Origin of the sequence: Brevundimonas sp., assembly GCF_965227765.1 — a bacterium.
Lineage (GTDB): Bacteria > Pseudomonadota > Alphaproteobacteria > Caulobacterales > Caulobacteraceae > Brevundimonas.
Window position 1 is genome coordinate 506,080 of record NZ_OZ245778.1, and the last position, 11,390, is coordinate 517,469.

General features: G+C 68.2%; 12 protein-coding genes. 6 read left to right on the plus strand and 6 right to left on the minus strand.

Features of this window, described 5'->3' with window-relative positions:
• Nucleotides 1–15 precede the first annotated feature (15 nt).
• On the minus strand, nucleotides 16–957 hold the full coding sequence (locus tag ACO05L_RS02475; protein ID WP_421730597.1) for a Gfo/Idh/MocA family protein: 942 nt from the start codon (nucleotides 955–957) through the stop codon (nucleotides 16–18).
• A gap of 4 nt (nucleotides 958–961) precedes the next feature.
• Nucleotides 962–2,122: a DegT/DnrJ/EryC1/StrS family aminotransferase gene (locus tag ACO05L_RS02480; RefSeq protein ID WP_421730598.1), complete on the minus strand. Its 1,161-nt coding sequence runs from the start codon at nucleotides 2,120–2,122 to the stop codon at nucleotides 962–964.
• Between the two features lie 223 nt (nucleotides 2,123–2,345).
• Between ACO05L_RS02480 and ACO05L_RS02485 the strand changes: the two genes are divergently transcribed.
• Nucleotides 2,346–2,879, plus strand: coding sequence for a D-glycero-alpha-D-manno-heptose-1,7-bisphosphate 7-phosphatase (locus tag ACO05L_RS02485; protein ID WP_421730599.1), 534 nt, complete (start codon nucleotides 2,346–2,348; stop codon nucleotides 2,877–2,879).
• Between the two features lie 11 nt (nucleotides 2,880–2,890).
• Nucleotides 2,891–3,775, plus strand: coding sequence for an alpha/beta fold hydrolase (locus tag ACO05L_RS02490; RefSeq protein WP_421730600.1), 885 nt, complete (start codon nucleotides 2,891–2,893; stop codon nucleotides 3,773–3,775).
• Here ACO05L_RS02490 and ACO05L_RS02495 read toward each other — a convergent pair whose 3' ends face one another.
• Nucleotides 3,776–4,591, minus strand: coding sequence for a crotonase/enoyl-CoA hydratase family protein (locus tag ACO05L_RS02495; protein WP_421730601.1), 816 nt, complete (start codon nucleotides 4,589–4,591; stop codon nucleotides 3,776–3,778).
• 71 nt (nucleotides 4,592–4,662) lie between these two features.
• Here ACO05L_RS02495 and ACO05L_RS02500 point away from each other — a divergent pair, with 71 nt between their 5' ends.
• Both ACO05L_RS02500 and ACO05L_RS02505 read left to right on the plus strand, forming a co-directional pair.
• Nucleotides 4,663–4,881 (plus strand): DUF1289 domain-containing protein, encoded by a 219-nt coding sequence (locus tag ACO05L_RS02500; protein WP_421730602.1) that lies wholly within the window; start codon nucleotides 4,663–4,665, stop codon nucleotides 4,879–4,881.
• Between the two features lie 114 nt (nucleotides 4,882–4,995).
• A complete protein-coding gene (locus ACO05L_RS02505) occupies nucleotides 4,996–5,538 on the plus strand; it encodes a TIGR02281 family clan AA aspartic protease (protein WP_421730603.1) in 543 nt (180 codons plus the stop codon).
• Nucleotides 5,539–5,548: 10 nt separating this feature from the next.
• Here the strand turns inward: ACO05L_RS02505 and ACO05L_RS02510 are convergent, their stop codons facing one another.
• The 3 genes from ACO05L_RS02510 to ACO05L_RS02520 form a co-directional block, all read right to left on the minus strand.
• Nucleotides 5,549–6,373 carry a sulfite exporter TauE/SafE family protein gene (locus ACO05L_RS02510; RefSeq protein ID WP_421730604.1) on the minus strand — a complete coding sequence of 275 codons (825 nt, stop codon included), beginning with the start codon at nucleotides 6,371–6,373 and terminating at the stop codon, nucleotides 5,549–5,551.
• Nucleotides 6,374–6,430: 57 nt separating this feature from the next.
• The gene (gene dusA, locus ACO05L_RS02515) at nucleotides 6,431–7,462 is read right to left on the minus strand and encodes a tRNA dihydrouridine(20/20a) synthase DusA (RefSeq protein ID WP_421730605.1); all 1,032 of its coding nucleotides are present in this window, start codon (nucleotides 7,460–7,462) and stop codon (nucleotides 6,431–6,433) included.
• A gap of 252 nt (nucleotides 7,463–7,714) precedes the next feature.
• Nucleotides 7,715–9,124 carry an SLC13 family permease gene (locus ACO05L_RS02520; RefSeq protein ID WP_421730606.1) on the minus strand — a complete coding sequence of 470 codons (1,410 nt, stop codon included), beginning with the start codon at nucleotides 9,122–9,124 and terminating at the stop codon, nucleotides 7,715–7,717.
• Nucleotides 9,125–9,358: 234 nt separating this feature from the next.
• Here ACO05L_RS02520 and ACO05L_RS02525 point away from each other — a divergent pair, with 234 nt between their 5' ends.
• Nucleotides 9,359–10,060 carry a hypothetical protein gene (locus ACO05L_RS02525; protein ID WP_421730607.1) on the plus strand — a complete coding sequence of 234 codons (702 nt, stop codon included), beginning with the start codon at nucleotides 9,359–9,361 and terminating at the stop codon, nucleotides 10,058–10,060.
• A gap of 79 nt (nucleotides 10,061–10,139) precedes the next feature.
• Complete coding sequence (locus tag ACO05L_RS02530) at nucleotides 10,140–11,354, plus strand: DUF2254 domain-containing protein (protein ID WP_421730608.1); 1,215 nt, start codon at nucleotides 10,140–10,142, stop codon at nucleotides 11,352–11,354.
• The last annotated feature ends 36 nt before the right edge of the window (nucleotides 11,355–11,390 follow it).

Consider the following 11,390-nt stretch of genomic DNA (forward strand, 5'->3'; position numbering starts at 1 on the left):
TTTGGGATGGCCGTCTTAGCCTTCGCCCAGGCACCTCAGGGCGACTTCCAGATTGCGCAGGCCGTCCTCGCCGGTGACCGCCGGCGTTTCGCCGGTGCGGATGGCGTGGGCGAAGGCTTCCAGTTCCTTCTTCAGCGGCTCGTTGGGCCAGCTCATCACGCCGCGCGTGGAATATGAGCCGTCCGGCTGCTGGCCGAAATACTCGGTCACCTGGCGGGTCATCAGGTCGGCGACGACGAACTTGTTGTGGGTCGCGACCTGCAGCGTGCGGGTCTTGTAGGGGGTCACCCAGTTGGTGGTGATGTGGGCGATGGCGCCGTTCTCCAGCCGGAACTGAAGCAGGGCCGTGTCCTCGCGCTGGCCATGGGTATTGGCCAACTGGGGCTGGACCTCGGAGATTTCCGAGCCGGTCAGGTGACGGATGATGTCGATGTCGTGGACGGCCAGGTCGATGACCACCCCGACCTCGCCCATGCGCGGCGGGAAGGGGCCGACGCGGGTGATCTGGATGGAGATGACCTCCTCGCCCTCGATGGCGCGCTTGACCGCCTCGACCGCCGGATTGAAGCGCTCGACCTGGCCGACCATCAGCACCCGGTCATTGGCCTTGGCGGCGTCGATCATGCGCTGGGCGTCGGCGACGGTGGCGGCGATGGGCTTTTCGACCAGCACATGGACGCCGGCTTCCAGCAGGGCGACGGACAGGTCGGCGTGATGGCGGTTGGGCGTGGCGACCACGGCGGCCTCAAGCCCACCCGCCACGAAGTCGGCGGCGGTGGTGACGGGCGATGCGCCATAGGCGGCGGCGACGCCCTCGGCCGTCACGGCGTCGGGATCGAACACCAGGGACAGGTCGAACTCGCGCATCTCCGACATCACGCGCGCATGGTTGCGGCCCATGACGCCGACACCGGCGACGCCGGCGCGGAGCGGGTTTTGAAGAAGCGTTGGGTTCATCGGATCAGCCCTTGTAGGCGGCGACGGCGGCGACGATCTTGTCCTGCGTCGCCTCGTCGAGGTCGGAATACATCGGCAGGCTGATGACGACGTCCTTGAGGCGCTCGGTCACCGGCAGACCGTTCGGCCCGCGCGGATACATCTCATAGGCCGGCTGCAGGTGCAGCGGGATGGGATAATAGACCGCCGTCGGCACCCCCAGTTCCTTCAGATGCGCGGCCAGACCGTCGCGATCCGGGTGTTCGATCGTATACTGCGCCCAGTTGGAGACATTGCCCTTCGGCGTCTGCGGCACGCGCGCGACGTGGGGCGCCAGAAGGTCGTTGTAGCGGGCGGCGATGCGGTTGCGCCATTCGATCTCCTGGCCGAACACGTTCAGCTTCTCGATCAGGACGGCGGCCTGGATGGTGTCGAGACGGCTGTTCAGGCCGATCCTCATGTTCAGGTATTTGGGGTCGTGATCGAAGGTGCGGTCCTTCAGGTCGTTGGCCACCGCCTTGCCGTGGACCCGGATGGAATCGATCATCTGGGCCAGATCGTCGTCATTGGTCAGCACCGCCCCGCCGTCGCCGTAACAGCCCAGGGGCTTGGCCGGGAAGAAGCTAGTGGTGGTGATGTCGGCCCATTTCAGCGGACGCTCGCCATCGACGGTGCAGCCGAATCCTTGCGCCGAATCCGAGATCAGCTTGAGGCCGTATTTGTCGCAGATGGCCTTGATCGCCGGATAGTCGGCGGGCTGGCCGAACAGGTCGACGGCGATGACGACGCGGGGCTTCAGGCGGCCTTCCTTGATCGTCGCCTCGATGGCGGCCTCAAGATGGGCCGGGTCCATGTTGTAGGTGGCGGCGTCCACGTCGATGAAGACCGGCTCGGCGTCGAACCAGGGCACGACCTCGGCGGTGGCGGCGAAGGTGAAGCTGGGCACGAACACCGCGTCGCCGCGTCCCACGCCCCAGGCCATCAGAGGCAGGGCCAGGGCGTCGGTGCCGTTGGCGCAGCCCAGGGCGTGCCTGGCGCTGCCAAAGGCGGCCAGATCGGCCTCGAACTGGCGCACCTGCGGCCCCATGACCCAGGCGCCGCCGACGACCGCGGCCTGGACCGCCGCCTCGATCTTGCCGTCCAGACGCAGGCGCTGGGCCTGAAGGTCGATGAAGGGGATGGTCATGGGCAGAACTCTTCCTTTTTCGCCTGACGCATCCCTCGCGGAGGGGCGCGGCTGAGGCGGACCGCTTCCTTATAACGCAGGCGCGGGGCAGGCTGTCGATGTGTCCGCTGGCGAGCGGTCACGGCGATGATGGGGCGTCCGTAGCAAATGACGGTTCCCGACGCCAAACGCGACAGGGTCACTTCGCGTTGCGGCTTGCAACGCGCACGCCTAGATCGGGCGCATGAATACGACTGCGCCCACCCCGACCTCCGGCATCTCCGCCGTCTTCCTCGACCGCGACGGCGTCCTGATCGAGGACTGCGGCTATCCGCATCTTGAAGAGCATCTGGTGCTGATCCCCGGCGCGGCCGAGGCGGTGGTGCGGCTGAACCGCGCCGGATACCTGGCCGTCATCGTCACCAACCAGTCCGGCGTCGCGCGCGGCATGTTCAGCCTGGAGACCATGCAGGGCTTCAACCGGATGCTGGTTCGCAAACTGGGCGCGAAGGGCGGGATCATCGGCGCGACCTACGCCTGTCCCTTCCACAGCGACGGGACGGTGGCCGAATATGTCCATCCCGACCACCCGGACCGAAAGCCCAATCCGGGCATGCTGCTGCGCGCCATCGCCGACCACAATATCGATCCCGCCAGATCCTTCATGATCGGCGACAAGCCCTCGGACATGGAGGCCGCCCGCCGCGCGGGGGTCTCGGGCTTCCTGTTCGACGGCCCTGATCTCGACGCCTTCGTGCGCGACCTTTTGGGCGGCTGAGGAGACCCGACATGAGCCAGAACCCCACCATCTTCGCCCAACGCCGCTTCGTCTCGCCCGATGGCCTCAGCCTGTTCGCGCGCGACTATCCCGCCGCCGACGGCCCGGCCAAGCTGCCTGTGATCGCCATCCACGGCCTGACCAGGAACAGCGCGGACTTCGAGGCCATCGCCCCCCTGATCGCCCAGAGCGGCCGCCGCGTCCTGGCCATCGACGTGCGCGGACGCGGCCTGTCCGACCGTGCGCCCGATCCCATGACCTATTCGCCCGACGTCTATGCCAGGGACGTGGTCGCCCTGATGGAACAGGCGGGGATCGCCCGCGCCGTCTTCATGGGCACGTCCATGGGGGGGCTGATCACTATGGCCCTGACGGCGATCAAGCCGCGCATGGTCGCCGCCGCCATCCTGAACGACATCGGGCCCGAGGTCTCAGCCGAGGGCCTGACCCGCATCGCCGCCTATTCCGGCCAGCCGGTCGAGACCCCGACCTGGGCCGACGCCGCCGCCTATGCCCGGCGCATCAACGAGGTCGCCTTCCCCCAGAATACCGACGCCGACTGGGAGGCCTTCGCGCGCCGCGTCTTCCGCGACGGCACCGAGGGGTCACCCGTGCTGGACTATGACCCCGACATCGCCGTGCCGATCCGGGCGGCTGGGGCCAAGGCCCTGGTTCCCAATCTGTGGCCCTGGTTCCGGCGTCTGGCGCGAAATCGGCCGGTGCTGCTGGTGCGAGGCGGGACCTCGGACCTGCTGAGCGCCGACATCGTGGCCAAGATGAAGAAGGCCGCGCCGAACATGGACTATGCCGAGGTCCCCGGCATCGGCCACGCCCCCATGCTGGACGAGGCCGAGGCCAAGGCGGCGATCTTCGAATTCCTGGCCGGCGTCGCCTGATCAGTCGCCGGTGAAGACGCCGGGGCGTTTTTCCAGCACCGCCTGAACCCCTTCCAGATGGTCGTCGGTCAGGTGGGCCAGGGCCTGCATGGCCGCCGACAGCTCCAGCGTCTGGTCGAAATTCATGTCGCGCCCCTGACGCAGCAGGGCCTTGGACATCCGCAGGGCGCGGGGCGGCTGGGCCGCGATCTGGGACGCCGTCTTCATCGCCTCGTCCATCAGGGCGTCGTGGCCGACCACGCGATTGACCAGGCCCCATTGCTCGGCGGTTTCGGCGTCGATCGAGCGGGCGGTGAACAGCATCTCGGCGGCGCGGGCGTATCCGACATTGCGCGGCAGCAGCCACGACCCGCCATCGCCGGGGATGATGCCCAGCTTCAGGAAGGGCACGCCGAAGCTGGCCCGGTCCGAGGCGATGCGGATGTCGGCCAGACCGGCGATGTCGCAACCCAGCCCCATGGCCGGTCCGTTGACCGCCGCGATCAGCGGGACCTCCAGCCCATAGAGGCTGCGCACGATGCGGTGGACCACGCGGCGATAGGATTCGCGGATGGCGGCGCCCGAGCCCTGGAACAGGTCGCGGCGCTCGCGCATGGCGTTCAGGTCGCCCCCGGCGGAAAAGGCGCGCCCGGCCCCGCTCAGGACGACGCAGCGCACGTCCAGGTCGGCGTTGATCGCCTCGCAAATTCCCGCCACCTCGTCGCCGTCGGTCAGGTCGGGCAGGGCGTTTAGCCGCTCGGGCCGCTCGAAGGTCAGGACGGCGACGCTGCCGCCGCCGGTCTGGGCGATACGTTGTTGCGAGATCAGGGCGGGCATGACGGCTCCATCGACGGGGTTGCGGTCTTTTCGGGACTGACGCCCCCTTCGGCAAGCCTTATGAGGACAGGGTGAGCACCGCCCCGTCATCCGCCATCCCCCGGTCCATCGCGACCCCTTGCGTCCAGGTCTGCATCGTCGATGGCGAGAGCAGCCTGTGCCTGGGCTGCTATCGCACCCTGTCGGAGATCGCCGACTGGAGCAGCCTGACCGACGCCCAGCGCGCAAGCATCATGGCCGATCTGCCGGCGCGTCAGGCCCAGATCGACCCGGTGAAACTGGGCCTCTGATGAGGCCCCCACCTCAGGGTCAAGCTCGCTAAGACTCTGTCAGCCATATCGGTTCACCGCATCCCAAGACCGGGCGTGCAGGATGGTCTGGACCGCAGAAGCGGTTTTAGTCGCATGAGCCCGATGGTCCGCTTCGATTTCCAGACTGCAGTTGTATTGGTGATGGCCACGGCCTCTTCGCTGACGGCGGCCTTCTGGCTGAATCACGCCGACCAGAGAGGCCAGGCTCAGGCGGCCGCAATGGTGGCTCCGATCGCCATGGCCGCAGAGCCGCACGCCAGCCCTCGCTCGACCTCGGCCCAGGTGCTGCGCGCCGCCGATGGACACTACTGGGCCGAGGCCCGGATCGAAGGCCGCGCCGTTCGCGTGTTGGTCGATACGGGCGCCAGCGTCGTGGCCCTGACCCGCGACGACGCCCTGCGTCTGGGGCTGAAGCTGACGCCTGAGGATTTTTCCAGCACGGTCCAGACCGCTGCCGGCCCCGCCCGCGCCGCCGCCATCACCCTGAAATCCGTCGCCGTCGCCGGCGCCGAAATCCCGCAGGTCCAGGCGCTGGTGGTCGAAGAGGGACTGGCCCAGTCGCTTCTGGGCATGAGCTATCTGGGGCGGTTGTCGGCGTTCGAGGCGACGCCTGCGGGCCTGACCCTGCGGCCCTGACCGCGCGTTTCTATAGCGCCTTCACCATCACCGATATGGCGGTGATCAGCAGATAGACCGCAAACGCCCGGCGCAGGATCCGCTTGTCCAGCCTGTGCGCCAGTCGCGCGCCATAGGGGGCGACAAGGGTCGTCAGCAGCCCCATCAGCACCGCCGCCGGGACGTTGACATAGCCCAGCGACAGCGGCGGCCGCCCCGGCGCGTCCCAGCCGAAGATCGCGAACCCGACCATGGCCGCAGCACCGATGGCGATGCCGAACCCGGATGCAGTGGCCACCGCCTGATGGATCGGCCGCCCGCACAGGGTCAGCAGCATGCCGCCGAAACTGCCGCCGCCCACGCCCATCATGGCGGACAGCCCGCCGATCACGGTGCCGATCAGCCTGCGCCCCCAACCTGTCGGTAGATCCTTGGCCAGAGTCACCCGCTCTGGCAGCAGACCCATCTGGGCCGCGACCAGGGTCAGGCAGACGCCATAGACGATGGCCAGGCCGCCCATGGAGGTAAAGCCGGCGATCCCGGCGCCGACCAGGGCGCCGAACCCGACCCAGGGCGTCCAGGTCTTCAGCACCTGTTCGTCCACCGCCCCATGCGCCCGGTGCGCGCCCAGCGACCGCCAGGACGTGGCGACGATGGTCATCAGGGAGGTGCCGATGGCGACGTGCAGATTGCTCTCGCCGCCCAGGCCCAACACCTCGAAGGCATAGAAGAGGGCCGGCACGATCACCGTCCCGCCGCCCACGCCGAACAGGCCTGCGACCAGGCCGCCGATCAGACCGGCGGCGATGACGGCGGCCAGCAAAGACAGGATTTCATTCAGGGGCAGGTCGGTCATGAACCCTGACTAGCGAGCCGGGCGGCGCTTGTCCCGACTGACGCGTTCTGCCGTTTATCAGGCCGCCTCGGGCGTGCGCTCGCGGCGGGCCTCGGCCTCGCGGACGGCTTCCAGCGCCCGATCCACGACCTCCAGACCGGCCCCGGCGCCGATGGCTTCGACCGTCAGGATGCGACGGAAGGCGCGGGCGCCGGGCCGCCCATGCATCAGCCCCAGCATATGCCGCGTCATGGCGTGCAGGTTGACGCCCTCGGCCAGCCGCGCGGCCAGATAGGGCTTGTAGGCCTCGACTGCCGCAAACGGATCGACCGTCTCGCCGTCGCCGAACAGGCGGGCGTCCACCTGCCCCAGGATGGCGGGCTCGTGATAGGCGGCGCGGCCCAGCATGACGCCGTCCAGCCGCAGATCGCCCAGATCCTCGTGCGCGCCCAGATGCGCCTCGGCCTCGTCCAGGCTGGCGATGCCGCCGTTGATGCAGATGGTCAGGTGCGGCCGCTCGCGCTTCAGCCGGCGCACCAGGGCGTAGTCCAGCGGCGGCACGTCGCGGTTTTCCTTGGGCGACAGGCCTTTCAGCCAGGCCTTTCGCGCATGGACGACAAAGCTCGTGACGCCGACGGCGGCCGAGGCGTCCACCGTGGCGAACAGGCTGACCAGCGGGTCCTGATCGTCCACCCCGATGCGGCATTTGACCGTGGCGGGGACATCGACCGCCGCCTTGATCGCCGCCATGCAGTCGGCGACCAGTTCCGGCTCGCGCATCAGACAGGCGCCGAACCGGCCCGACTGAACCCGGTCCGAGGGACAGCCGACATTCAGGTTGATCTCGTCATAGCCAAACGCCGCGCCGATCCGCGCCGCCTCAGCGAGTTGCGCCGGATCGGAGCCGCCCAGTTGCAGGGCCACTGGATGTTCGCAGCCGTCGAACCCCAGCAGCCGCTCGCGATCCCCATGGATCACCGCCGGCGCCGTGACCATCTCCGTATACAGCAGCGCGCGCCGCGTCAGGGTGCGGTGGAAGGCCCGGCAATGCCGATCCGTCCAGTCCATCATGGGGGCGACGGACAGTCTGTGAGGCGGGTTCAAAGGCATGGGTTCGGTATATTCAAAATCGACAGGGCGGCGCGTGCACGGGTTCTGACGGGGTGCAGGCCACAAGGCAGGGCCCCTATATAGGCGAGACCTTCATCAAACGCACGGCGCCCGCCGTTGCGCTGCAGTTCGCAGCCTCAGGGGCAAGCTGCAGAGGCGTGCTCAGCCGTCAGCTAGGCCTGATGACCGAGTCTGACTGATGTCAGACGTTCGAAATGTCCGCTGGGGCGAGACTGAACTTCGCAACCCCTGTCAAAACGGGAAGAAGATCGGGATGGCGATCATCGCCGCCACCCAGGTGACGAGGTTGAGCGGCAGGCCGACCCGGACGAAGTCCATGTAGCTGTAGCCGCCCATGTTGAAGACGAGGACATTGGTCTGATAGCCGAAGGGGGTGGCGAAGGCGGCCGAGGCGGCCATCATGACGCAGACCAGGAAGGGGCGGGGATCGACACCCAGGCTTTCGGCCAGGGCGACGGCGATCGGGGTGATGAGCACCGCGACCGTGGCGTTCGACAGCAACTCGGTGGCGAACAGGGTGACCCCGTAGAGCACGATCAAGGCGCCGAGCGGCCCCATGGGTCGGATGACGTCGATCAGCCGTTCGGCCCCGGCCGCAGCCAGGCCGGTGACCTCGATGGCCGTGCCGACCACGACCATGCCGGCGATCAGCAACAGGATTTCGGGGCGCAGGCCGGCGTAGGCCTCTTCCGGCGTAATGACCTTCAGCAGGATCAGCGCCACGGCGCCGGCGAAGGCCGAGGCCGCGATCGGCGCCCAGCCAAGCGCAGCAGAGAGGATCACCAGGACGAAGACGGCCAGCGACAGCATCGCCGGGCGCAGACGAAAGGGCCGATCCGCCGCCCCGTAGAGATCGATGTCTCCCAGATGGGCGTCGCCTGACCCGTCCGGCTGATTGCGGGACTCTCCGAGGCGGGGCAGGCCGAACGGCAGCAGCCGACGGCGGCGCCTGGAAGCCTCAGCCTCTTGGAGTCGGCGGGTCTCCTCGATCTGGGCCAGACGGGAAGCTTCCGCCTCGTCCATAGCTACCGCGCGACCCAGCTGCCTGGCGCCCACGAAGTAGAGCCAGAGCGCGCCGGCAAGAGCGATGGCCAGACCGACCGGAGTGATCTCGAATAGGCCGAACACCGGCTGTCCGGCGTTGCGCGCCATGTCGTTGACCAGGAGGTTGGTGGAGGTCCCGATCAGTGTCAGCAGGCCGCCCAGGACCGTGACGTGGCTCAAGGGCATGAGAAACCGTTTGGGCGACAGCCGCAGTGACTGGGCCACATCGCGGATGACGGGCGCGGCAAGCACGACCACGGGGGTGTTGTTGAGGAAGCCGCCGACGGATCCGCAAAGGCCGATGACGATCCAGATGCCCCGCGCGCCGATCCGGGCGGCCAACTCCGTCGCCCGGCGGATGAGCAGGCCCAGCAGTCCGGACAGTTCGATGGCATAGGCGATCACGAACAGGCCGGCCAGGGCGATGACGGCGGGGCTAGCAAAGGCGCCCTGCACCTCCACAGGCCGCACGACGCCAAGCAGGAGCAGGACGGCCGCGCCGGTCAGGGCCACGACGTCGGCGCGAACCCGACCATGGATCAGGACGCCGACGACGCCGATGAGCACGGCGAGCGCCGCAATCTGATCGAAGGTCATGCGCCCTTGCAGACCGTCATCGCTTCGCCTCGTCAACCTTTTTCGGGCGCTTGCCCCCCGCTGGCGCGCCTGTGCTAGGGTTGATCCATGCTTGAACCGACCGTGTCGCCACGCCCGTCGGTCGTCGCGCTCGCGACGTCCTTGGCCCTGCTCAGTTCCGTTCTGGGAGGTTGCCAGCGGGACCCGGCCGAGCCAGCGACGAGTTCCGCGCCTGCGAAACTGACTCCGCCCCCCGTGGCGCCGACGCCGGTGGCGGCTCTCGACCGCATCGGGCTGATCGCAGCCATGGACGCAGCGGCCTCCGCCTATGCAGGCGGCATGGAGGGCGGGCAAGACTCCCTGGTCGGCCGGCGGTTCGTCGTCCGACAGGCTTTCGGCTGCGCTGGCGAGACATCGCGGGACCCGGAGACAAAGGTCGAGGACGGTTTGGCGACCTGGTCGCGCAGTGCGGACGGACAAGGTCTGAAGGTCGCCCTGACGCCGGGCGACTGGAAGGGGTCGCCTTTGATCGCCGATGGAGCCGAACAGAGCTGGGAGGCTGTGGAGGGCGTCTGGCTCACTCGGCCCTGGCTGAGGTCAGGCGACTGTCCCCGCATTTCGACCTCCGACAACTTGGGCGGGCCTGCCGCTCCATCGCGCCAGACCATGGGCCTGGCGTCAGTGTTCGCGGCCGACGGGTCACGCCTGGGGCGACGCAATGGCCGGGCCTACGAACACACGGTGCGTGGCGTGGACAATCAGCCTGCGGTCGCGCCGGCTCAGGGATACCGTCTGGTGCTGGAGGGTCGGATCGCGGCCTTCCCCGAGGGTCGCGCGATCCGCTGTCGCAGCTCTGGGCCGGATCAGCGTCCCGTCTGTATCGCTGCGGTCCAGCTCGACCGGGTCGCCTTCGAGGACGCCGCCGGCGCCACGCTCAGCGAATGGCGCGGAGGCTGAGCGCCATTCGGCGTTTCCCGGCGGCCGGGCCGGAACGATCGCGGGTCCCGCGGTCTTCCATGGTCGTGGGAGGACGGACATGAATCGCTGGCTGTTTACCTGGCGCAAGCTCAAGTCCGAGATCTGGGTGCGGGCGAGTTTCTACGCCCTGTTCGGATGCGCGGCGGCCCTGGCGGCGGTCCTGCTGACCCCCTGGGTGCCATCGCAGATGGCGGACAGACTGGGGGGCGAATCCGTCGAGGCGATCCTGGCCATCCTCGCCTCCAGCCTTCTGGCGGTCGCCACCTTCTCGCTCGGCGCCATGGTCAGCGCCTATACCGCCGTCTCCCAGGCCGCCTCGCCCCGGGTCGCGGCGCTGGTGACCTCCGACGAGACCACGCAGAAATCGCTGGCGACCTTCGTGGGCGCCTTCCTTTACGCCGTGGTGGCGACCACGGCCGTGAATGCCCGGTACTACGGTCCTGAAGGTCGGGCGGTGCTGTTCTTGACCAGCCTGGGCGTGGTCGTGCTGGTCGCCTTCCGACTGCTGGCCTGGATCAACAGATTGTCCAGCCTGGCCCGCCTCAGCCACATGATCGATAAGGTCGAGGACGAGACCGCCGAGGCGCTGAAGCTCTACCGGCTGAGTTCGGGCGTTCGCCCTGAGCGCCTTTCCGGCGCGACGGTGGTCTCGCCGGTCACGGGCTATGTGCAGAACATCGACCGCCAGGCCCTGCGGATGATGGCGGAAAAGCTGGCTTGCAGGATCGAGGTTGTCGCGACCACCGGCGCCTTCGTGCGTCGCGACGAGGCGCTGTGTCGGCTGGACACGCACAGACTCTCAGACCGGGCGCTGTCGGATATCATTGCGGCGTTCTCGCTGGATCGGGCGCGAACCTTCGCCCAGGATCCCCGCCATGGTCTGATCGTCCTGGGTGAGATCGGCGGCAAGGCGCTGTCGCCCGCCATCCATGATCCCGGCACGGCGATCGCGGTGATCGGGACGGGCGTGCGCCTGTTCGATGACTGGTCGCGACCGACAGATGTGGTGGAGAAGGAGCATTCGGATGACAGGCTCATCGAGCCCCAGCTGAAAAGCAGCGATCTGCTCGACGATCTGTTCGGTCCCCTCGTCCGGTTCGGGCTCGGCGATCTGCAGGTGGCGATCCGCTTATACAAGGCGCTGCGATCGCTGGGTGAGAATGGGTCCGCTCTGGCGCCGGCTGCGCGCAAGCTGGCGAACGAGGTGGCGGTCCGGGCGCGCACGGATCTGCCGGGACCGGACGCCGCCCGGTTTGAGACCGAGCTCGGCTGAGCGGACACCATCGGAGGGGCGTCGCTCGGCCGAAAA